Genomic DNA, 19,721 nt, shown 5'->3' on the forward strand with positions numbered 1-19,721 from the left:
ACGCGGGGAGGGGGCGGTACGGCCTGGCCGTACCGCCCCTTCCCGTGTCGCCGGCTGCTCCCCGCGTCGCCCGCTACTTGAGGGCGAGCAGCAGCGTGTCCGCCGGTGAGGCCCACACGGGCCGCACCTCGGCGAAGCCCTGCTCGCGCAGTGTGCTCGCGTGCCAGGCGGCCGAGGGCGTCTCGCCGTCGGCGTGGGCGCCGGCGTAGATCTCGAAGCGGCGGGCCGTGGGGCCGGCGAGGACGGGGTCCTTGGCGGCGAGCGCCCACCACTCGGCCCAGTCGAGGGCGCCGGAGCGCAGGGCCCGGTCCATGCGGGCGCGGCGCCAGGTCCCCTCGGCCGCGTTGATCCGGGGCGTGCTGTCGTCGGTCATGTGGTCCGCGTTGAGGAAGACGCCGCCGTGCCGGACGAGGCCGCCGAGCTGCCCGTACAGGGCCCGCAGGGGCTCCTTGCGCAGCCAGTGCAGGGCGGTCGCGGTGAGGACGGCGTCGTAGGTGCCGTACGGCAGCTTCGCCGGCCAGTCCGGGTCGGTGAGGTCGGCCTCGACGAGGGTGACGCGGTCGTCGCCGGCGAAGGTGCCGCGGGCGATGGTGAGCAGGGCGGGGTCGAGGTCGACGCCTGTGCTGACGGCGCCCGGGAACCGCTCGAGCAGTCGGGCGGTGATGCTTCCGGTGCCGCAGGCGAGGTCCAGCACGCGCGGCTCGGGTCCGCAGAACGCCTCCACCATGTCCAGCATGGTGCGGAAGCGGTCCTCGCGGTCGGGCATGTACCACTCCTGCTGGCGGTCCCAGCTCGTCTGCCAGGCCCGCCAGTCGGTACCGAAGGCCGTGGTGCCCGTGGTGGCCGCCGAGGTGTCCGTCATCGCTGCCCCTCCGTCATGGATGCCGTAATACCCTGTAACCACGACCGGCTGTTACCCGACCGCACCCACGACCATAGAGCGCCTTCGTAAGGACTACAAGTGGAACTGGCCTATTACTCGGATTACGCCGTACGGCTCGTGAACAGCGAGGAGCCGGCCCGCGGCAAGGACTCCCTGACGTCGGTGGAGGCCGTCCGGGAGTTGTTCGGCGTCAACCAGTCGGCGGGCCGCCGGGCCACCGACGCGGACGTCACCCGGTTCCGCTCGGTCCGGGGGCGGCTGCGCGCCGTCTTCGAGGCGGCCGCCGAAGGCGACGAGACCCGCGCGGTGGACCTGCTGAACGCGCTGCTGCTGGAGTTCCCGGTCAGCCCGCAGGTCTCCGGCCACGACCACCGCGACGACGACGGCCGCCCGCTGTGGCACATGCACCTGGCCGACCACCCGTCCAACGCGACGGCCGGTTACGCCGCGATCGCGGCGATGGGCCTGGCGTTCCACCTGACCGAGTACGGCGTGGACCGGCTGGGTCTGTGTGAGGCCGCGCCCTGCCGCAACGCCTTCCTGGACACCTCGACCAACCGGTCCCGGCGCTACTGCTCCGACCGCTGCGCCACCCGCGCCAACGTGGCCGCCTACCGGGCCCGCAAGCGCCTGGAGGCCGACCGGTCGGCGAACACGGGCCTCGCGGCCGACAGCGCCCAGCGCACGACGGCCAGCGGCGAGCGCTGATCCGGCTCCGGCGGGCGACGGAAGCGGAACAGCACCCGGCCGACCACCAGCTCGTCCGGTACGACGCCGTAGTCCTCGCTGTCGGTGGTCGTGCCGAAGGCGTTGTCGGCGAGCACCCACCAGCCGCCCTCACGGCGCTCGGCCGCGCGCTTCACGACCAGCAGGTTCTGCTGCAGCGGATGGCGCAGGACGATGATGTGGCCCGGGCGGACCCGGCTCCCGTACCGCACCAGCAGCTGGTCGCCGTGGTAGAGCGTCGGCACCATCGACGGGCCCGTGACCTCCACCCAGCCGAAGGGCGGCTCGGCACCCCTGCCCTGCTCGGTGCCCTGCGACAGCTCCGGCATCACCCGTACCTCCCCGGTCCGATCGTCCACCAGTCCCAGTCTGACCCTGGACTTTTGTCCTAAGCCCAAGGGGGCACTCGCGAAAACCCGTGCCGCAGGGAGTAATGTCCCACCTGAGAAGACGATCACGAGGAAGGAATGCTCCATGCTTTCCCGCCTGTTTGCCCCCAAGGTCAAGGTCAGCGCGCACTGCGACCTGCCCTGCGGCGTGTACGACCCGGCCCAGGCCCGCATCGAGGCGGAGTCGGTGAAGGCCGTGCAGGAGAAGATGGCCGGCAACGACGACCCGCACTTCCAGGCTCGTGCCACGGTCATCAAGGAGCAGCGCGCCGAGCTCGCGAAGCACCACGTCTCCGTGCTGTGGAGCGACTACTTCAAGGCCCCGCACTTCGAGAAGTACCCGCAGCTGCACCAGCTGGTCAACGACACCCTGAAGGCCCTGTCGGCCGCCAAGGCCTCCACCGACCCGAAGACGGGCGAGAAGGCCCTCGAGCTGATCGCCGAGATCGACAAGATCTTCTGGGAGACCAAGAAGGCCTGATCACGGCTTTCGCAGGCCCGCGGTCGGTGCACCGCCGCGGGGCGCGGCCCGTGTGCGAAGGGGCCGGTCGGTTCGTCCGACCGGCCCCTTCGTCGTGCCCGCGGTGCACGACCGCCCGGTTCACGCCGAGCGGTGCCATTCGGCTCGGGTCACCGGGTGGGCGAAGGGGCGGCCCGTGGCGTAGCGCTCCAGTTCGTCCACCGCGGCCGCGGCCATGCGGTGCAGTTCGTTGCCGAGGGAGCCCGCGATGTGCGGGGTCAGGAGCACGTTGGGCAGGTCGTACAGCGGGGAGTGCGCGGGCAGGACCTCCGGGACCGTCACGTCCAGGATGGCGTCCAGGCGTCCCGCGGTCAGCTCCTCGGTCAGCGCGTCCTGGTCGATCAGGGAGCCGCGGGAGGTGTTGATGAGGGTGGCGCCGGTGTGCATCAGCGCCAGCCGGTCCGCGTCGATCAGGTGCCGGGTCTCGGGGAGTTCGGGGGCGTGCACGCTGACCACGTCCGATGCGGCGCACAGCTCGTCGAGGCCGGCGGACCGCGCACCCAGCTCCGCCGCCTCGGCGGGCGTGACGTAGGGGTCGTACAGGAGCAGGTCGAGGTCGTGGGGGCGCAGGAGTTCCAGGACGCGGCGGCCGATGCGGGAGGCGCCGACGATGCCGACCGTACGGCGGTAGTTGCCGGCCCGGGCGTAGGCGCCCTGCCAGTCGTGGGGGGCGCGGCGGCGCCGGTAGTCGTCGCGGATGCGCAGCAGCTGCTTGTTGGCCAGCAGGATCAGGGCGACCGTGTACTCGGCGACGGGCAGGGCGTTCGCCCAGGCCGCCGACGTCACCTGGATGCCGCGCTCCCAGCAGGCCTCGGTGATGTGGTGCTTGACCGAGCCGGCCGCGTGGACGACCGCCCGCAGACGGGGAGCCGCGGCCAGCACCTCGGCCGTCAGCGGGGGGCAGCCCCAGCTGCTGACGATGACCTCGGCGTCCCGCAGGACGGCCGCCGCCCGCGGTTCGGTGAGGTCCTCGGCGACCAGCTTGGGGTCGAGGTCGGCGACATCGGTGAGCCGGGTCATGGTCGCCGGGTCGATGAGCTTGGCCGCCAGGTCGGCATGCATGGCCAGCAGGGCGCGCGGGCGACGCGGAAGCGCAGTGGTCACTTGACGGCCCCCGCGGTCATGCCCGCCTTCCAGAACCGCTGGAGCGCGACGAACGCGACGACGAGCGGGATCACGGCGAGCAGGGAACCGGTCACCACCAGCGGGTAGTACTCGGGGAACGAGTGGGTCTGCGTGTTCCAGGCGTACAGGCCGAGGCTGACCGGGAAGAGCTTGGTGTCGGACAGCATCACCAGCGGCAGGAAGAAGTTGTTCCAGATCGCCGTGAACTGGAACAGGCAGATCGTCACGAACCCCGGCATCACCGTCCGCAGCCCGATCGACCAGAACGTCCGCAGTTCCCCGGCGCCGTCCATGCGCGCCGCCTCCAGCACCTCGCCGGGCACGTACCCGGCGCAGAAGACGCGGGCCAGATAGACGCCGAACGGGTTGACCAGGGACGGCAGGAACACCGCCCAGAAGGTGTTGACCAGGCCCGTCCTGGAGGCGAGCAGGTACATCGGCAGGGCGAGCGCGGTGGTCGGCACCAGCACCCCGACCAGCACGAGCCCGAACAGCTTCTCCTTGCCGGGGAAGCGCGCGACGTGGAAGGCGTACCCCGCCGCGACGCAGATCAGCCCGCACAGCAGGGCGCCGACGCCGGCGTACAGCAGGGAGTTGAGGTACCAGCGGAAGTACACGCCGTCGCCGGTCGCGGCGAGGTTCGCGAGGTTGTCGCCGAGGTGCCAGCGCGACGGCGACAGGGTCCGCCCGCCGAGCAGGTCGCCGGTGTTCTTGGCGGCGGCGGTCAGCAGCCACAGCAGCGGGAAGAGGGTGTAGGCGGTGGCCAGCAGCAGGGTGCCGTTGACGGCCGCCTTCGACAGCGACCAGGGTCCGCGGCCGGGCGCCGGGGCGGGGTGCGCGGACGTCTTCAGCGGCCGGGGCCGCACGGGCGCGGTGGTGCTCATGCCTTCGCTCCCTTCGGCTCGGCACTGCGGCCGCCCGTCAGCCGGGTGACCACGAAGGACAGGACGGCGGCGGCGAGGGCGAGCAGGACGGAGGCGGCCGCGGCGAGTCCGTAGTCGCCCCGCTCGAAGGCCGCGGTGTAGGCGTACATGTTGGGGGTCCAGGTGGTGACGACGCCGGGTGCCGCGCCGTGCAGGATGGTCGGCTCGGTGAACAGTTGCAGCGAGCCGATCACGGTGAACAGGCCGACCATGGCGAGCGAGGGCCGGATCAGCGGCAGTTTGATGCCGAGCGCGGTGCGCAGCGGGCCGGCCCCGTCCACGACGGCGGCTTCCAGCACCTCGCGCGGGATGGCCTGGAGGGCGGCGAAGAAGATGATGAGGTTGTAGCCGGTCCACTCCCACAGCGCGATGTTGACGACCGCCGGGACCGGGTGGCCGAGCAGGTCGGCGTCGACGCCGCCGGAGTTCAGGGCGCCGATCACGGGGCTCACCCCGGGCGTGTACAGGTACATCCACACCAGGGCGGCGATGATGCCGGGCACGGCGTGCGGCAGGAACAGCGCCAGCTGGAAGAAGCGCTTGGCGCGGGCGAGCGTGGAGTCGAGCAGCAGCGCCAGCAGCAGGGACAGGGCCAGCATCAGCGGGATGTACAGCGCGCAGTACAGGGCGAGGTTGAGGAAGCCGTCCCGGAAGGCGGCGTCGCCGAGGGCCTGCGTGTAGTTGCCGAGGCCGGCGAAGACGTTCTGCACGCCGCCGAAGCCGAGTCCGGAGCGGCGCTCGCGGTAGAGGCTGAGGTAGACGGCGTTGCCGATGGGGATCAGTGTGCAGGCGGTGAAGAGCAGGAAGAACGGCAGCAGCAGGACCACCGGGGCGCCGGGCCTCCCGCGCCGGCGGGCGGGGCGGGGGGCCGGGCGGGAGGCCGGGGCGCTGCCGCGGGGCAGCGTCGGGGCGACCATCAGCCGCTCACCTTGATGCCGCGGTTGCCCAGTTCCTTCGTGGTCGCGCTCTGGGCGCCCTTGACGCTGTCGAAGATGCTGCCCGTGCCGCCCTTGATGCCGGCGAAGGAGTCCTTGAGCGAGTTGTTGGTGACGCCCATGGCCGGGCCCCAGCTCCAGTCGGTGCGGATGGACTTCGCGGCGTCCTGGAAGAGCGTGTAGACGTCCTGTCCGGCGAACAGCTGCCCCTTGAAGGAGTTCTTGGCGACCGGGAGGAGCGCGGGTGCGGCCGGGTAGGCGGAGGAGGTGCCGCTGGCGATACGGGCCTTGATGCCGGCCTCGGTGGTGGTCGCCCACTCGGCGAACTTCACCGCGGCCTCGGCCTTCTTGCTGTCCTTGGAGACGGCGAAGGTGGAACCGCCGAGCATGCCGCTGGCGGGGTTGCCGTCGGCGGTCGGGATCGGCGCCGCCGCCCACTTGCCGGTCTGGTCCGGCAGGGTGCCGCCGAGCACGCCGGCGCCCCAGCTGGCGCCGAGGTAGCCGACGGTCTGCCCCTTCTGCAGGGCGGCGGTCCACTGCTGGGAGAAGGACGGCGCGACGTCGACCAGGTCGTCGTCGATCATCTTCTGCCAGTACTCGGCGGTCTGCCGGGTCGCGGGGTCGGTGAAGTTCACCTTCCAGGAGTCGCCCTCGGTCTTGAACCACTGCGCGCCCGCCTGCCAGGCCATCGCCTCGAAGGTGCTCGGATCGTCGGGGAAGAAGGTGGCGATACGGGCCTTGGGGTCGGCCTTCTTGATCTTCTCGGCGTCGGCGCGGAACTCGGCCCAGGTCTTCGGCGGCGCGGTGATGTGCGCCCCGGCGAAGACGTCCTTGCGGTAGTAGAAGGTCTGCGGCGCGGCGTCCAGCGGCAGCGCCCAGGTCGACCCGCCGAGCGTGGTCAGCTGCACGGCCTGCGGCAGGTACTTGTCCTTGAGGCCGGCCGGGACCAGCTTGCTGATGTCCTTGACGGCGCCCTGGCTGACGAAGTCCGGCAGCTGCGGATACTCCACGTTGAACACGTCGGGCGCGTTGCCTGCCTTCACCGCGTTGGAGATCTTGGCGTAGCCGCCTGCGTTGCCGGAGGGGATCTCCTGGAACCGCACCTTCACGTCGCTCTGCGCCGCGTTGAAGGCGTCGACGACGTCCTTGGTGCCCTTGGCCCAGCCCCAGAAGGTGATCGTCACCGGACCGTTCTTGCCGGCGGCGCCCGCTTCCGCGTCCTCGCCCGAACCGCAGGCGGCGAGCGCGCCGAGGGACAGGGCGGTGACGGCGGCGAGGGCGGTGGAGCGGACTCTGCGGGAGGGGACGGAGGAAGTCATGGGCGCGGCTCCTTGAACGGGGCGGGATCGAGTGACATCCTCAAGCGCCATTTGATCGTAGTCAATACTCTTCGATCAAATGATCTGAAGTGATCAGGCAGGCCTGCCGCGCACCCGAGGCACCGCCCTCACGGGCTGCCCGTCAGCCGCAGGACGCGCGCACCGTGAGCGTCGGCAGCAGCTCGATCTGGTGCACGGGCAGCGCGTCGCCCTCGTCCAGCCGGCGCAGCAGCAGCCTGAGCGCCTCCGCGCCGACCGCCCGCTTGGGCGGGGCGACCGCGGTCAGCGGCGGGTCGGACAGGTTCGCGTAGACGTCGTCGTACGACACGAGGGCCAGGTCGTCGGGGACGGTGAGGCCGTGCGCCCGCAGCAGCGGCGGCAGCTGGATGGCGTCCTGGTCGTTGTGGACCAGCACGGCCCGTACGCCGGAGGCCGCGGCCTCGGCGATCCGCGCGGCCAGCTCCTGGTGGACGCCCGCGGGGTGCGCGGCCGGTGTGGGTACGTCGATCACCGGCAGGCGGGCGAGCCCGAGGCCCTCGACCGCCATGGCGTATCCGGCACGCACCTCGTGCGCGGTGCGGGTGTCGGAGCGGGCGGCGAGCAGGACCGACGTATGGCCGCGCTCGGCCAGCCGGCGCAGGGCGAGGAGCACGCCGTGACGGTGGTCGGAGCAGACCGCGTCGAGACCCGCGGCCGGGCTCGCGGGAGCGGCCCGCCGCTCGACCAGAACGGCCGGGACGGGCAGGTCGCCCAGCCAGTCGCTGCCCGCGAGGCCGCCGTCGGCCGACCAGTTGGGGGTGAGCAGCAGCCCGTCCACGTCCGACTCCAGCAGCCGCTGCACCTGGGCGCGGTCGCTGTCCGTCTCGTAGGGGGCGATGCCGAGCACCACGCGCGCCCCGGCGGCGGTCGCCGCGGCGCTGGCGCCCGCGACGACCTCGTCGAAGTACGACCCGACGGACGGCACGAGCATGCCGATCACCCGCCCCTGCCCGCCGGACCCGGCCGCCGGCGCGCCCGCAGGCAGCGAGACCGCCCCGTGCGTGCGCTCCAGACGGCCCTCGTCGGCCAGCGCGGCGACGTCGCGGCGGACCGTGACGGCGGGGATGCCGAGACGTTCGGCCAGCTCCACGACCCGGACCGATCCGGCCTCCCGTACCACCTCGAGGATGCGGGCACGGCGTTCCTGCGCCGATGCGGCCATCGGGACCTCCTGATCTGGCGCGGTGGCGCCCGTCGCCCTCTGCCTCGGGGGCTCACGACCTCCCGCCCTCACGGTATCCGATCACATCGAGGTCATCTGATCAATTCGCTCAATCCAGGCGGGAGGGGCGGCGGGGCGGCCGATGTGGTTGGCTTGCGGGGACGGCCTCCGGGGCAGGGGCGGCGGGGCAGGGGCGGCGGGAACCGTTACAGCCCGGGACCGTTGTAGGCGCCGCGGTGCGGCTTGGCGGTCGTGGAGACCGGGTTGCCCCAGTAGTCGCGGCCGCCGTTGTCCTGGACGACACCACCGTTGCCGAGCGCCGGGGAGTCCGCCTTCAGCCGGTAGCCCGCGGCGGAGGCGAGAGTGTCGCCGCCCGTGCCGGGCGCGGTGAAACGCGGGTCTCCGACGATCCCGTTGGCGGTGGGCCGGGGCACGCCCTGGAAGACGTTCCACAGCCACGAGATCCCGGACCCGGTGGGCAGCTTCGAGTCGGCGGTGCCCACCCAGATGTTGTTCTCCACCAGCGCGGTGGCCGGCAGCGTGACGTCGAACTTCTTGTCCGGGCAGTAGAAGACGTTGTTGTACATCCGCAGCGCGGACCGGCCGCCCGAGGCGTGGACGATCCGGCAGTCGTTCTCCGAGACGTTGTAGCGGATGACCTGCGTCGCCGCTCCGCTGGTGCCGCAGCCGTCGCAGTCCAGGAAGAAGCCGCCGATGTTGTCGCGGCTGAAGTTGTACTGGATCGTGCAGGTGCCGGTGTTGCCCCAGTCGCAGTCGAAGGACTCGCTGTCGAAGACGGACATCCGCGTGATGTCGTGGACGGCGTTGAACTGCATCACCGGATCGTGGTCGCCGAGCACCCAGATCCCGGCGAAGTTCCCGCCGGAGAACGGATACACGCCGTTGCCGACGCCCGCGGCGGTGTTGTACTGGATCAGCGGCGCCTCGGCGTAACTGACGATGACCCCGTCACCGCCGACGTCGGTGATCGTGTTCCGCTCGACCAGCACCCCGCTGCCCTTCAGGGCCATCGAGCCGACCCGGACCTTCACGCCTCCGCCGCCGGTGTTGCTGACGGCGTTGTCGTGGACGTGGATGTCGTCGAGCGCGGACCCGGTGCCGCTCGCACCGGTGACGATGCCGGCGGACTGCACGTAGTCGTCGGTCGTCGGGCTGTTCTTGTTCGTCTGCCCGGCGACCCGGTCCACGACGAGATCACCGATGTCGAAACCGGAGTGCACCCGGCCGTCCGTCGCGGACACCCGCAGCCCGGTGCGCCGGCCCAGACCGGCCGCCGGGTTGGTGATCTTCAGACCGCTGATCGTCCAGTGGTCCTGGTCGGTGAAGGCGACGGCGTCGGGCGCGCCCGCCCCGTCGATCACGGGCCGGGCCCCCGACCCGTACGCGGTCAGGGTGACGGGGGCGGCGGCGGTGCCGCTGCCCCGGGGCGTGAGGGCGCCGGTGCAGGTCGTACCGGCGGCCAGCGCGAGGGTGTCGCCGGGGCCGTAGGTGCGGGCGCCGGCCTGGGCGAGGCTGTTGAAGGGGGCGGCCGCGGTGCCGTCGCCCGCTGTGGTGCGCGAACAGTCGACGTAGGTGGTGCTGCCGGCGGCCGACGCGGACACGGCGGGCAGGGCGGCCGTGGCCATCACGACGAGCGCGACGGCGGCCGACCGGCGCCGGGCAGGGGTGATCCTCATGACGCGTCCACCTCTCTGGTGGCTCAGGGGACCGGAACGACGCCCGAAGCTAGGGAGGCGCACGCATCACGTCAATGGTCGCGTATCGAACGATCGACTTTCGCTCAGTTTTCGATCGTCTGATCGGCATGTCCCGGGCCGGTACGGCGTGGCATCCTGGCCGGGTGACCCCCGAGGACCTGGTACGGCTGCGCAGGGCACGCGACCGCATGGACCGCGAGTACGCCGAGCCCCTGGACATCTCCGCGCTCGCCCGTACGGCGCTGATGTCACCGGGTCACTTCCAGCGCAGCTTCCGCGAGGCCTACGGCGAGACGCCGTACGGCTATCTCATGACCCGCCGGGTCGAACGTGCCAAGGCGCTGCTGCGGCGCGGGGATCTGAGCGTGACCGAGGTGTGCCTCGCCGTCGGCTGCACCTCACTGGGCTCGTTCAGCTCCCGGTTCACCCAGCTCGTGGGCATGACACCGACCGCGTACCGGGCCCGTCCGCACGAGGCGGTCGCGCAGATCCCGCCCTGCGTGGTGCGCAGGCTCACGCGACCGCGCCGACCCTAGGGTGACCGTCATGGATGTGAAACTGAAGCAGTGCTTCATCACCGTCGACGACCCCGACAAGGCACTCGCCTTCTACCGGGACGTCCTCGGCCTCGAGTTGCGCAACGACGTGGAGTTCGAGGGACTGCGCTGGCTCACGGTCGGCTCCCCGCTCCAGCCGGACGTGGAGATCGTCCTGGAGCCGCCGGCCGCCGACGCCTCCCCCGCCGACCGGGAGACGCTGACCCGGCTGCTGGCCAAGGGGGTGCTGCGCGGGGTCATCTTCACCACCCCCGACTGCGAGTCCCTGTGCGAGAAGGTCCGCGAGGCCGGCACCGACATCCTGCAGGAACCGATGGACCAGCCCTACGGGGTCCGCGACTGCGCCTTCCGGGACCCGGCGGGCAATCTGCTGCGGTTCATGCAACGAACGGAGAGCTGACCATTTCCGCCCTGGACCGGGACATGCACGAGGACGTGGGCCGGCACACGGACCGGGACGGGGACGGTAACGCCGACCGTGACGTGGACCGGCTCGTGCGCTGGACCTACGCGTTCGTCGACCGCCCGGCCGAACTCCTGGACCGCGCCCGCGCGTTCTGGACGGCCGTCACCGGCACCCGGCTGTCCCCGGCGCGCGGCGACCGAGGGGAGTTCACCACGCTGCTCCCGGACGACGGCGCCCACGCCTGTGTGAAGGCGCAGGGGGTCGCGGCCGGACCGGGCGGCGCGCATCTCGACTTCGCCGTGACCGACGTGCCGGGATTCGTCGCGTCGGCCTTGCGGCTGGGCGGGCACATAGAAGCCCGGCACGACGACTGGGCCGTACTGCGCTCCCCCGCCGGGCAGTTGTTCTGCGCGGTGCCGTGGCACGGCGAGCGCCGGCGGCCTCCTGTCGTCGACGGCTCCCGCCTAGACCAAGTGTGCCTCGACGCGCCGCCTTCGTCGTACGACACCGAAGTCGCCTTCTTCACGGCGCTGTTGCCCGGGTGGACGTCGCGGCCCGGCTCGCGCCCGGAGTTCCATGTGATCGCCCCGCCCGACGGGCTGCCGATCCGCATCCTGCTCCAGCGCCTGGGAGAGGAGCGGCCCGGCTCCGCCCACCTGGACCTGGCCTGCGCCGACCGGGCGGCGACCCGCGCCCGGCACGAGGAGCTGGGCGCCACCGTGGTCTCCGCCGGTGCCCACTGGACGGTGATGCGCGATCCGGCGGGCGGCCTGTACTGCCTCACGGCCCGCGACCCGGAGACGGGCGCGCTGCCGTCCCGGTGAGAGCGCGGGCCCACGCCAGAGGCGCGAGCCGCTGCGGGCGAACGTGGGCTCACGCCGCTCGGTGAGGGTGGCAGCGCCGGCTCAGGCCGCTCGGTGAGGGTGGCAGCGCGGGCTCACGCCGCTCGGTGAGCGTGGCAGCGCGGGCTCAAGCCGCTCGGTGAGGGTGGCAGCGCCGGCTCACGCCGCTCGGTGAGAGCGCGGGCTCAGGGCGTCCACGGCTCGACGGACACGACCGCCTCCACCGGGATGGGCCCGTACACGTGCGGGAACTCCTCACCGCCGGGCTCGACGGCCTCGTACTTCAGCGGCACGTCCAGCCGCGCCGGGTCCACGACCAGGACGACCAGCTCGTCCGTGCCGTCGTGGCCGCCGTACAGGAAGTCGGCCACCGGTGCGAGCTGCTCCCGGGTGGAGCAGTGGATGAACCCCTCCTCCTCCAGCGTGCGGCCGCGGGTCGACATGGTGTACCGGCCCTGAGCGCGGGCCGCCTCCCACAGGGAGCGTTCGGTGAGGTGGAGGATGTGCGGGGCGTCGGTCATGTGCCCACGCTATGCGGTGGAGGGCCTCCCGGCCCAGCCGTCAGGACCCGCCCGCCCCGGAAGCACCGGACCCGCCGGACGCGCGGCCGGGCGCCCGGGACGGGCCGGACGCGCCGGGCCCCCGGCCGGACGGGCCGGACGCGTCGCCGTCCTCGGCCGGAGCGGCGACGGCCGGGGGTCCGGTGCGGGGCGTACCCGCGGCGGGCGGTTCCTCGTAGGCCGGGCACTCGGCGTTGCGGCAGGGACCGGGCGCCCACACCGGCACCCAGGCGCCCAGGGTCTTGTGGCGCCGGACGACCGTCTCGACGCTCTGTCCGCACACGGGACACACGGGTTCGTCGCTGCCCACGCCCTCAGCGTAGGGCGGTAGGTGGCTCAGCGCTTCCCGCGGTGGGGCTCGCGCCACATGGGCCACATCCGCGGGCCCTCGGGCAGGTCCAGCACACGGTCGGCCATGACCGTGTAACCGAGACGCTCGTACAGCGCTCGGCTGCGGGCGTTGCTCGCTTCCAGATACGCGGCCTGCCCTTCGCGGTCGCACCGCTCGAGGACGTGCTCGATCAGCGCGGTGCCCAGGCCCTCACCCTGCCGGTGCGGCGCGACGCCGATCATCCACAGATAGGCGTGCGGGCGGTCCACGGGGTGGATCCCGGCCGTGAGCCGCCCGATCAGCTCCACCCGCTCGTTGCCCGGGTCCACGGCCCGGCGCAGTTCGGCGGGGCCGTCGTCCTCGGCGTCGTCGTGCTCCCCGCCAGGCACGGACAGCCACAGCGCGCAGGACGACCCGTCCTCGGTGAGGTCGATCCAGCCGTCTCCGAGGGCGATGTCGGTGAACGCGGCCATGAGCCGGTGGTGGGTGCCGCGCCGGTACTCCTCACCAGGGAACACCCAGGTGCTGACCGGATCGTCCTGAAAGGCCTCGTCCAGCAGCCGTACGACCACCTCCCGGTCGCCCTCGCCCGCCCGCCGTATCGCCACACCCATCCCGGACCCCTTCAACGCACCTGTCCTCGACGGGTGTTGACCCTATCCCGGGTCCGTTGAGTCCCCCGCGATCCCTCCCTGTCGATCCTCGCTCTCGCCCCGTCACGCGCCGCGCCGGGTCACAAGCTCCGCCAGGCTCAGCAGGCCCCCTGCCCGCTCCGGCTCCGGCACCGCGTGGGCCAGGGCGCCGACCGCGCGGGACATCCGGTCGGCGGCCTCTTCCTGGGCCCAGTCACGGCCACCGGCCCGCTCGACCGCCGGCGCCGTGCGCCCGACGTCCGCCGGATCCCGCCGCGTTCCCTGCCCCTGCCACTCGGCCGGCCGGACGGCCGCCGTCGTGCCGGAGACCAGCGCGGCCACCGCCGGCAGCGGCATCTCGCGCACCGCGAGGTCCGCCCCGGCCGGCTTGCCCGTGCACCCGGGGTCACCCCAGATCCCGATCACGTCGTCGATGAGCCGGAAGGCGAGCCCGGCCTCGCGCCCGAACACCTCCAGCGCCTCCACGTCCTCGGCGGTCGCACCCGCGTACAGCGCGCCGACGGCACACGCGCACCCGAGTAGCGCCCCCGTCCTGGCCTCGGCCATGGCGAGGACGTCGTCGAGGTCCATGTCACCGGGCGATCGCCGGCCCAGCGTGATGTCGGTGTGCCGGCCTGGACACAGCTCCACGACGCAGGCCGCGAGCCGGGCGGCGGCGGCCGTGGACGCCGGATGCGGGTCCTCGGCGAGCAGGCCGAAGGCGAGCGCCTGGAGCGCGTCGCCCGCGAGGAGCGCGTCGGCGTCGCCGGACATGGTCCCCGCGGTCGGCCGGTGCCGGCCGGTGACGTCCCGGTCCGTCGCGTCGTCGTGCAGCAGTGCGACGGTGTGCACCAACTCCACCGCGGCTGCCGCCCGCACCGCGCTGTCCCGGGCCGGTGTGCCGCCCAGGGCGTCGGCCGCGGCCAGCACGAGCGCGGAACGCGGAGCGGTGCCCGTGGTACCCGCCGCCGGGCTGCCGTCCGGCTGCTCCCAGCCGAGGTGGTGACGCGCGACGCGTCGCAAGGGCGTCGGCAAGGACTCGACCGCCGCGCGCAGCTCGGGGCCGACCAGGTCGCGCGCGCCCTCCAGGAGCTCCGCCGCCTCGGCGCCGTCGGCCGGGCCCGCCGGTCGGCTCCGGGCTTGCGGCGTGACCGAGGGATGTGCCCGCCCCGCGGCGGGGCGGGCACGAGGCCCCTGGAGGGGGAGGGTCACCGCCAGCGGCCGATCTCGACGTTCTCCAGCACGCCCAGGGCGTCCGGCACGAGCACGGCGGCCGAGTAGTAGGCCGTGACCAGGTACTTGATGATCGCCTGCTCGTTGATGCCCATGAACCGCACCGACAGGCTCGGCTCGATCTCGTCCGGGATGCCCGACTGGCGCAGGCCGATGACGCCCTGGTCCTGCTCGCCGAGACGCATCGCGATGATGGAGGTGGTGCGCGCCTCGGTCACCGGGATCTTGTTGCACGGGTAGATGGGCACGCCGCGCCAGGTCGGGATGCGGTTGCCGGCCACGTCGATGGTCTCCGGGACCAGTCCCCGCTTGTTCAGCTCGCGCCCGAACGCGGCGATCGCGCGCGGGTGGGCGAGGAACATCTTGGTGCCGCGCCGCCGGCTGAGCAGCTCGTCCATGTCGTCGGGGCTGGGCACGCCGTCGTGCGGCTGGATCCGCTGGTCGTACTCGCAGTTCGACAGCAGGCCGAACTCCCGGTTGTTGACCAGTTCGTGCTCCTGGCGCTCCTTCAACGCCTCGACGGTGAGCCGCAACTGCTGCTCGGTCTGGTTCATCGGCTGGTTGTACAGGTCGGCGACGCGGGAGTGGATGCGCAGCACGGTCTGGGCGATGCTCAGTTCGTACTCGCGGGGCCGGGGCTCGTAGTCGACGAAGGTGTGCGGGATGTCCGGCTCGCCGGAGTGGCCGGCCGCCAGCGCGACCTCCTTCTCCCCGTACTTGTTGGTGCGCTGCTCGGGGATCGCGCGGGCCTGCCGGAGCTGTTCGCGCAGCGACTCGGCGCGCTCGGCGACCTGCTCGACGTCCTGGCGGGAAAGGATCAGTACGGTGCAGGCGGTGTCCGCTCGGGCGGTGTACTCCCAGATGGCGTCGGCGGACAGCAGCGCCTGCTCACCGAAGTAGGCGCCGTCGGCGAGCACTCCGAGGACCTGGTCGTCGCCGTACGGGCCGGTGCCGACCTTCTCCACCCTGCCGTGCGCCAGCAGGTAGACCTCCTCCGCCCGGCTGCCGAAGGAGGCGATCACCTCGCCGGGGGCGAACTGGTGCTGCCTGCAGCGCTGGGCCAGCTCCCCCAGCACCTCCTCGTCCTCGTAGGCCCGCAGGGCGGGCAGCTCGCCCAGCTCCGCGGGGATGACCTCGACACGGTCACCGGTCTTCACGAACGTGATGCGGCCGTCGCCGACCGCGTAGGTCAGCCGCCGGTTCACCCGGTACGTGCCGCCCTGCACGTCCACCCACGGCAGCAGCCGCAGCAGCCAGCGCGAGCTGATCTCCTGCATCTGCGGCACGGACTTGGTCGTGGTGGCCAGGTTCCGCGCGGCCGCGGTGCCAAGGCTCTGCTGCGGCCTGGTCTCTTCCGTGCGGACCTCTTCGCCTACCGACATAGAGAACTGCCCTCCCAGTGCTGCACTGGCTCCGAACCGCGCCAGGCATTCGATCTGGTGACCAGGCTCCCATTACGGAGCGTGCCGGTGCTATTACACGAAAGAGCGGGGTTGGATCACTTCCGCATGGGAAGACTGAACAGCTCTCCCGGCGGCCCGCCGCCGGTCGGCATGTCCGGATCGGCTCGCACACCGTACGAACGATGTCGTCCGGCTCGTCCGGTTTCGGTACAAGCGGGGGTACGACGGCGGCCGTGCCCCGCGGCGCCGGGACAGCAGCACGAAGGAGGCGACATGGCCTCACCCCTGTCCGCGAGCGACTTTCTCGCCGCCCTGAGAGCGGAGGGTCTGGAGGTCGTCGAGGTCGGCGACTGGAGACATCACCATCGCAACCACAAGGGCCCCTGGGGCCCGGTGCACGGGGTGATGATCCATCACACGGTGACCCGGGGCGCCGCGCACACGGTGCAGCTCTGCCGCGACGGCCACCCCGGGCTGCCGGGGCCGCTGTGCCACGGCGTGATCACCAAGGACGGCACGGTCCACCTGGTCGGCTACGGCCGCGCCAACCATGCCGGCCTGGGCGACGACGACGTCCTGCGCGCGGTGATCGCGGAGAAGGCGCTGCCGCACGACAACGAGGCGAACACCGACGGAAACCGCCACTTCTACGGCTTCGAGTGCGAGAACCTCGGCGACGGCGAGGACCCCTGGCCCGAGGCCCAGCTGGTGGCGATCGAGAAGGCCGCAGCGGCCCTGTGCCGCCGGCACGGCTGGACCCAGCGGTCGGTCATCGGCCACCTGGAGTGGCAGCCGGGGAAGGTGGACCCCCGGGGCTTCACGATGGCCTGGCTGCGGGAGCGGATCGGCGAGCGCCTGAAGTGACCGTGCCGCGACGAGCCCGACGGGACGGCTGTTCGACAATGGTGCGGTGACCAGCCTGGACGCCCTCCATCCGCGCCTGCCCTCCCCCGTGGAGGAGGCGGCGGACGACCGTTTCGCCCGGCACGGCGTCCGGCTGCTGCTCAAGCGCGACGACCTGATCCATCCGCAGCTGATCGGCAACAAGTGGCGCAAGCTGGCGCCGAACCTGGAGGCGGCGGCCGGACGGCCGATCGTGACGTTCGGCGGCGCGTACTCCAACCACCTGCGGGCCACGGCGGCCGCGGGCCGTCTGCTGGGCGTCCCGACGATCGGCGTGGTCCGCGGCGAGGAACTGGCCGGGCGTCCGCTGAACCCCTCCCTCGCCCGCTGCGCCGCCGACGGCATGCGGCTGCACTTCGTCGACAGGTCGACGTATCGCCGTAAAACGGAACCGGACATTCTTGCCGCGGTGCTGGACACCGCGGACGCCCGGGAGGCGCACGTCGTCCCCGAGGGCGGCAGCAACCCGGCGGCCGTGCGCGGGTGTGTCGCGCTCGGCGCCGAGCTGCGCGGGCGGACCGATGTGGTCGCCCTCGCCTGCGGCACCGGCGGCACGCTGGCCGGCCTGGCCGCCGGTCTCGGCCCCGGGCAGCGCGCGCTGGGCGTGCCCGTCCTCAAGGGAGGTTTCCTGCCCGGCGACATCCGGACGCTGCAGGAGCGGGCCTTCGGCGGGCCGCGCGGCACCTGGCTGCTGGACGACCGGTTCCACTTCGGCGGCTACGCGCGCGTGCCCGCCGCCCTCGACGCCTTCGCGGACGACTTCGAGGACCGCCACGGACTGCCCGTGGAGCGCCTCTATGTCGCCAAGATGCTGTACGCGCTCCTCACCCTCACCGAGGAGGGGGCGTTCCCCCGGGGCACCACCCTCGCCGCGGTGATCACCGGCCGCCCCTTCCCCGGGTGACACGCACGCCGGCGCACCGCCGGGCGGTCATGCCGCCTTCCGATACGCCGCCGCGGGCGGCTACGTCGCCTCCCGGTACGCCGCCGCCTCCTCCAGGTCCAGCCGGCGCAGCAGGGCGCGCAGCATCTCGTCGTCGATGTAGCGGCCGTCGCGCAGCTTCACGAAGACCTCGCGCTCGGCGCTGATCATCTCGCTGGACAGCCGCCGGTAGGTGTCGTCGGCGGTCTCGCCGGTGATCGGGTTGACCTGGCCGAGGCGTTCCCAGACCGCGTTGCGGCGGCGCTCCAGCACGCTGCGCAGCCGGTCGGCGAGCGGCGGCGGCAGCGCGTTGCGCTCGTCGGCCAGGAGGTCGTCGAGGCACTGCTCGGCCGCGCGGGAGGCCTGCGCCTGGGCGTTGGCCTCGGCGAGGGTCGCGGCCTGCGCGTCGCGGGCGGGGAACTTCAGCAGGCGGATCAGCGGCGGCAGGGACAGGCCCTGCACCACGAGGGTGCCGATGACCGTGGTGAAGGTCAGGAAGAGGACCAGGTTGCGGTGCGGGAAGGGCTGGTCGCCGTCGTGCAGGTGGAGCGGGATGGAGAAGGCGATGGCCAGGGAGACCACGCCGCGCATCCCCGCCCAGGCGATGACCACGGGGCCGCGCCAGGTCGGATTGTCCTCACGGGCACGGATGCGCGCGGACAGCAGCCGGGGCAGGAAGGTCGCCGGGTACACCCACAGGAAGCGGACCGCGACGACCACGAGGAAGAGGGCGACGGCGTACCAGGCGGCGTCGGCACCCGCGTACTCCCCGAGGCCCTGCAGGACGACCGGCAGCTGCAGGCCGATGAGCGCGAACACGGCCGACTCCAGCACGAAGGCGACCATCTTCCACACCGCCTCCTCCTGCAGCCGGGTGGCGAAGTCGACCTCCCAGTTCCGGTGGCCGAGATAGAGGGCGACGACGACCACGGCGAGCACGCCCGACGCGTGGACCTGCTCGGCCGCCGCGTACGCGACGAACGGGATGAGCAGGGACAGCGTGTTCTGCAGGAGGGGTTCCTTCAGGTGGGTGCGCAGCCAGTGGATCGGCGCCATCAGGATCAGGCCCACCACCACACCGCCGACCGCCGCGAGCAGGAACTCGCCGATCCCCCCGGCCCAGGACGCGCCCTCGCCGACGGCCGCGGCGAGCGCCACCTTGTAGGCGGTGATCGCGGTGGCGTCGTTCAGCAGGGACTCGCCCTGGAGGATGGTCGTGATCCGCGAGGGCAGCCCGACCCGGCGCGCCACGGCCGTCGCCGCCACCGCGTCCGGCGGCGCGACGACCGCGCCGAGCACCAGCGCCGCGGTCAGCGGCAGGCCGGGCACCAGGACGTACGCGGCCCAGCCGACGGCGACGGTGGCGAACAGGACGTAGCCGACCGACAGCAGCGCCACGGGCCGCATCTGCGCCCTCAGGTCGAGGTAGGAGCTGTCGACCGCGGAGGTGTACAGCAGCGGCGGCAGCAGCAGGGGCAGGACGACGTCGGGGTCGAGCCGGTAGTCGGGGATGCCGGGGACGTAGGAGACCGCGAGGCCGGCGGCGACCAGCAGCAGCGGTGCCGGCACCGGGGTGCGCCGGGCGGCCGCGGCCACCGCCGCACTGCCCGCCACCAGCAACAGCAGTGGCATCACGTCCATCGTCCTCGCCCACCCTCGTTCTCCGCGCCGCTCACCGCACGCCCGTCGTAACCTGGCAATCATGAAACAGTGCACGCACGCCGACGCGCTGCCGCGTCCGGAACCGACTCCGCTCAGCGAGACGTGTCCGGAGTGCCTGCGGGACGGCACCCACCCGGTGCAGCTGCGGCTGTGTCTGACGTGCGGCCACGTGGGCTGCTGCGACTCCTCGCCCAATCGGCACGCCACCGGGCACCACAAGGAAACCGGTCACCCGGTGATGCGGACCTTCGAGCCGGGCGAGGACTGGCGCTGGTGCTTCGTCGACCACGTGCTGGTGTAGCCGGCGCGGAGCGGCCGGTCACCGGTGCGAGCCGCCACGCTCGGCCCGGCCACGGGTGCGAGCCGCCGCTCGCCCCGCTACGGGCGGAAATGGGACCGCGGGAGGAGACCGGAAGGGGCCGCAACGGGTACGGTTCGAGCGTCTGACGCCTGGGTACGTCAATCCGGCGCGCGCTGTTCCCAATTGGGCCCGCACACCCCCTAGCCACGGAGCGTATCCGGAGCTTTACT

General features: G+C 72.6%; 22 protein-coding genes. 8 read left to right on the top strand and 14 right to left on the bottom strand.

What is annotated here, in order from left to right; translation table 11 throughout:
- Positions 1 to 73: 73 nt before the first annotated feature.
- Entirely contained in the window at positions 74 to 862 is a 789-nt protein-coding gene (locus tag AB0E88_RS17495; RefSeq protein ID WP_361631052.1) for a class I SAM-dependent methyltransferase, read from the bottom strand.
- Positions 863 to 961: 99 nt separating this feature from the next.
- Between AB0E88_RS17495 and AB0E88_RS17500 the strand changes: the two genes are divergently transcribed.
- Complete coding sequence (locus tag AB0E88_RS17500; protein ID WP_361631055.1) at positions 962 to 1,591, top strand: CGNR zinc finger domain-containing protein; 630 nt, start codon at positions 962 to 964, stop codon at positions 1,589 to 1,591.
- Here AB0E88_RS17500 and sodX read toward each other — a convergent pair.
- Positions 1,495 to 1,938, bottom strand: coding sequence for a nickel-type superoxide dismutase maturation protease (gene sodX / locus AB0E88_RS17505; RefSeq protein WP_361631353.1), 444 nt, complete (start codon positions 1,936 to 1,938; stop codon positions 1,495 to 1,497). The genes AB0E88_RS17500 and sodX overlap by 97 nt on opposite strands.
- Before the next feature lie 145 nt (positions 1,939 to 2,083).
- On the opposite strand from sodX, the gene sodN reads away from it, so the two are divergent.
- On the top strand, positions 2,084 to 2,479 hold the full coding sequence (gene sodN / locus AB0E88_RS17510; RefSeq protein WP_103781377.1) for a superoxide dismutase, Ni: 396 nt from the start codon (positions 2,084 to 2,086) through the stop codon (positions 2,477 to 2,479).
- A 120-nt stretch (positions 2,480 to 2,599) separates the two neighbouring features.
- Here the strand turns inward: sodN and AB0E88_RS17515 are convergent, their stop codons facing one another.
- The 6 genes from AB0E88_RS17515 to AB0E88_RS17540 all read right to left on the bottom strand — a co-directional run bounded on the left by AB0E88_RS17515 (position 2,600) and on the right by AB0E88_RS17540 (position 9,718).
- On the bottom strand, positions 2,600 to 3,580 hold the full coding sequence (locus AB0E88_RS17515; protein WP_361631355.1) for a hydroxyacid dehydrogenase: 981 nt from the start codon (positions 3,578 to 3,580) through the stop codon (positions 2,600 to 2,602).
- A gap of 38 nt (positions 3,581 to 3,618) precedes the next feature.
- Entirely contained in the window at positions 3,619 to 4,527 is a 909-nt protein-coding gene (locus AB0E88_RS17520) for a carbohydrate ABC transporter permease (protein WP_361631059.1), read from the bottom strand.
- Complete coding sequence (locus AB0E88_RS17525; RefSeq protein WP_361631061.1) at positions 4,524 to 5,483, bottom strand: sugar ABC transporter permease; 960 nt, start codon at positions 5,481 to 5,483, stop codon at positions 4,524 to 4,526. The genes AB0E88_RS17520 and AB0E88_RS17525 overlap by 4 nt, the downstream gene beginning before the upstream one ends.
- On the bottom strand, positions 5,483 to 6,820 hold the full coding sequence (locus AB0E88_RS17530) for a sugar ABC transporter substrate-binding protein (protein WP_361631063.1): 1,338 nt from the start codon (positions 6,818 to 6,820) through the stop codon (positions 5,483 to 5,485). Before AB0E88_RS17530 ends, AB0E88_RS17525 begins: the two co-directional genes overlap by 1 nt.
- A 142-nt stretch (positions 6,821 to 6,962) precedes the next feature.
- Positions 6,963 to 8,021, bottom strand: coding sequence for a substrate-binding domain-containing protein (locus AB0E88_RS17535; RefSeq protein WP_361631066.1), 1,059 nt, complete (start codon positions 8,019 to 8,021; stop codon positions 6,963 to 6,965).
- Between the two features lie 206 nt (positions 8,022 to 8,227).
- Positions 8,228 to 9,718, bottom strand: coding sequence for a right-handed parallel beta-helix repeat-containing protein (locus AB0E88_RS17540; RefSeq protein WP_361631069.1), 1,491 nt, complete (start codon positions 9,716 to 9,718; stop codon positions 8,228 to 8,230).
- A gap of 164 nt (positions 9,719 to 9,882) precedes the next feature.
- Here AB0E88_RS17540 and AB0E88_RS17545 point away from each other — a divergent pair, with 164 nt between their 5' ends.
- The 3 genes from AB0E88_RS17545 to AB0E88_RS17555 are packed head-to-tail and all read left to right on the top strand — an operon-like array spanning position 9,883 to position 11,526.
- The gene (locus tag AB0E88_RS17545; protein WP_361631072.1) at positions 9,883 to 10,275 is read left to right on the top strand and encodes a helix-turn-helix transcriptional regulator; all 393 of its coding nucleotides are present in this window, start codon (positions 9,883 to 9,885) and stop codon (positions 10,273 to 10,275) included.
- Between the two features lie 10 nt (positions 10,276 to 10,285).
- On the top strand, positions 10,286 to 10,696 hold the full coding sequence (locus AB0E88_RS17550; RefSeq protein ID WP_361631075.1) for a VOC family protein: 411 nt from the start codon (positions 10,286 to 10,288) through the stop codon (positions 10,694 to 10,696).
- A 23-nt stretch (positions 10,697 to 10,719) separates the two neighbouring features.
- Positions 10,720 to 11,526, top strand: a complete 807-nt coding sequence (locus AB0E88_RS17555; RefSeq protein WP_361631078.1) for a VOC family protein — start codon at positions 10,720 to 10,722, stop codon at positions 11,524 to 11,526.
- A 203-nt stretch (positions 11,527 to 11,729) separates the two neighbouring features.
- Here AB0E88_RS17555 and AB0E88_RS17560 read toward each other — a convergent pair whose 3' ends face one another.
- The 5 genes from AB0E88_RS17560 to AB0E88_RS17580 form a co-directional block, all read right to left on the bottom strand.
- Positions 11,730 to 12,065 carry a DUF952 domain-containing protein gene (locus tag AB0E88_RS17560; protein WP_361631081.1) on the bottom strand — a complete coding sequence of 112 codons (336 nt, stop codon included), beginning with the start codon at positions 12,063 to 12,065 and terminating at the stop codon, positions 11,730 to 11,732.
- A gap of 40 nt (positions 12,066 to 12,105) precedes the next feature.
- Positions 12,106 to 12,414 (bottom strand): hypothetical protein, encoded by a 309-nt coding sequence (locus AB0E88_RS17565; protein ID WP_361631084.1) that lies wholly within the window; start codon positions 12,412 to 12,414, stop codon positions 12,106 to 12,108.
- A gap of 26 nt (positions 12,415 to 12,440) precedes the next feature.
- Entirely contained in the window at positions 12,441 to 13,049 is a 609-nt protein-coding gene (locus tag AB0E88_RS17570; protein ID WP_361631087.1) for a GNAT family N-acetyltransferase, read from the bottom strand.
- Positions 13,050 to 13,151: 102 nt separating this feature from the next.
- On the bottom strand, positions 13,152 to 14,156 hold the full coding sequence (locus tag AB0E88_RS17575) for a polyprenyl synthetase family protein (RefSeq protein ID WP_361631357.1): 1,005 nt from the start codon (positions 14,154 to 14,156) through the stop codon (positions 13,152 to 13,154).
- Between the two features lie 119 nt (positions 14,157 to 14,275).
- Positions 14,276 to 15,682: a family 2B encapsulin nanocompartment shell protein gene (locus AB0E88_RS17580; RefSeq protein ID WP_361631090.1), complete on the bottom strand. Its 1,407-nt coding sequence runs from the start codon at positions 15,680 to 15,682 to the stop codon at positions 14,276 to 14,278.
- Between the two features lie 294 nt (positions 15,683 to 15,976).
- Between AB0E88_RS17580 and AB0E88_RS17585 the strand changes: the two genes are divergently transcribed.
- Together AB0E88_RS17585 and AB0E88_RS17590 are read left to right on the top strand one after the other, a co-directional pair.
- On the top strand, positions 15,977 to 16,567 hold the full coding sequence (locus AB0E88_RS17585; protein ID WP_361631093.1) for an N-acetylmuramoyl-L-alanine amidase: 591 nt from the start codon (positions 15,977 to 15,979) through the stop codon (positions 16,565 to 16,567).
- A gap of 46 nt (positions 16,568 to 16,613) precedes the next feature.
- Complete coding sequence (locus tag AB0E88_RS17590; RefSeq protein ID WP_361631096.1) at positions 16,614 to 17,510, top strand: pyridoxal-phosphate dependent enzyme; 897 nt, start codon at positions 16,614 to 16,616, stop codon at positions 17,508 to 17,510.
- A 60-nt stretch (positions 17,511 to 17,570) separates the two neighbouring features.
- Here AB0E88_RS17590 and AB0E88_RS17595 read toward each other — a convergent pair whose 3' ends face one another.
- Positions 17,571 to 19,169, bottom strand: a complete 1,599-nt coding sequence (locus tag AB0E88_RS17595) for a Na+/H+ antiporter (protein WP_361631099.1) — start codon at positions 19,167 to 19,169, stop codon at positions 17,571 to 17,573.
- 61 nt (positions 19,170 to 19,230) lie between these two features.
- Here AB0E88_RS17595 and AB0E88_RS17600 point away from each other — a divergent pair, with 61 nt between their 5' ends.
- On the top strand, positions 19,231 to 19,491 hold the full coding sequence (locus AB0E88_RS17600) for a UBP-type zinc finger domain-containing protein (RefSeq protein WP_361631102.1): 261 nt from the start codon (positions 19,231 to 19,233) through the stop codon (positions 19,489 to 19,491).
- The last annotated feature ends 230 nt before the right edge of the window (positions 19,492 to 19,721 follow it).

Origin of the sequence: Streptomyces sp. NPDC028635, assembly GCF_040637635.1 — a bacterium.
Lineage (GTDB): Bacteria > Actinomycetota > Actinomycetes > Streptomycetales > Streptomycetaceae > Streptomyces.

What these genes read in the sequence shown, in the direction of transcription:
- AB0E88_RS17495 (WP_361631052.1), bottom strand. Translation starts at nt 862, where the DNA reads ATGACGGACACCTCGGCGGCCACCACGGGCACCACGGCCTTCGGTACC.
- sodX (WP_361631353.1), bottom strand. Translation starts at nt 1,938, where the DNA reads ATGCCGGAGCTGTCGCAGGGCACCGAGCAGGGCAGGGGTGCCGAGCCG.
- sodN (WP_103781377.1), top strand. Translation starts at nt 2,084, where the DNA reads ATGCTTTCCCGCCTGTTTGCCCCCAAGGTCAAGGTCAGCGCGCACTGC.
- AB0E88_RS17515 (WP_361631355.1), bottom strand. Translation starts at nt 3,580, where the DNA reads ATGCATGCCGACCTGGCGGCCAAGCTCATCGACCCGGCGACCATGACC.
- AB0E88_RS17520 (WP_361631059.1), bottom strand. Translation starts at nt 4,527, where the DNA reads ATGAGCACCACCGCGCCCGTGCGGCCCCGGCCGCTGAAGACGTCCGCG.
- AB0E88_RS17525 (WP_361631061.1), bottom strand. Translation starts at nt 5,483, where the DNA reads ATGGTCGCCCCGACGCTGCCCCGCGGCAGCGCCCCGGCCTCCCGCCCG.
- AB0E88_RS17530 (WP_361631063.1), bottom strand. Translation starts at nt 6,820, where the DNA reads ATGACTTCCTCCGTCCCCTCCCGCAGAGTCCGCTCCACCGCCCTCGCC.
- AB0E88_RS17535 (WP_361631066.1), bottom strand. Translation starts at nt 8,021, where the DNA reads ATGGCCGCATCGGCGCAGGAACGCCGTGCCCGCATCCTCGAGGTGGTA.
- AB0E88_RS17540 (WP_361631069.1), bottom strand. Translation starts at nt 9,718, where the DNA reads ATGAGGATCACCCCTGCCCGGCGCCGGTCGGCCGCCGTCGCGCTCGTC.
- AB0E88_RS17550 (WP_361631075.1), top strand. Translation starts at nt 10,286, where the DNA reads ATGGATGTGAAACTGAAGCAGTGCTTCATCACCGTCGACGACCCCGAC.
- AB0E88_RS17555 (WP_361631078.1), top strand. Translation starts at nt 10,720, where the DNA reads ATGCACGAGGACGTGGGCCGGCACACGGACCGGGACGGGGACGGTAAC.
- AB0E88_RS17560 (WP_361631081.1), bottom strand. Translation starts at nt 12,065, where the DNA reads ATGACCGACGCCCCGCACATCCTCCACCTCACCGAACGCTCCCTGTGG.
- AB0E88_RS17570 (WP_361631087.1), bottom strand. Translation starts at nt 13,049, where the DNA reads ATGGGTGTGGCGATACGGCGGGCGGGCGAGGGCGACCGGGAGGTGGTC.
- AB0E88_RS17580 (WP_361631090.1), bottom strand. Translation starts at nt 15,682, where the DNA reads ATGTCGGTAGGCGAAGAGGTCCGCACGGAAGAGACCAGGCCGCAGCAG.
- AB0E88_RS17585 (WP_361631093.1), top strand. Translation starts at nt 15,977, where the DNA reads ATGGCCTCACCCCTGTCCGCGAGCGACTTTCTCGCCGCCCTGAGAGCG.
- AB0E88_RS17595 (WP_361631099.1), bottom strand. Translation starts at nt 19,169, where the DNA reads ATGGACGTGATGCCACTGCTGTTGCTGGTGGCGGGCAGTGCGGCGGTG.
- AB0E88_RS17600 (WP_361631102.1), top strand. Translation starts at nt 19,231, where the DNA reads ATGAAACAGTGCACGCACGCCGACGCGCTGCCGCGTCCGGAACCGACT.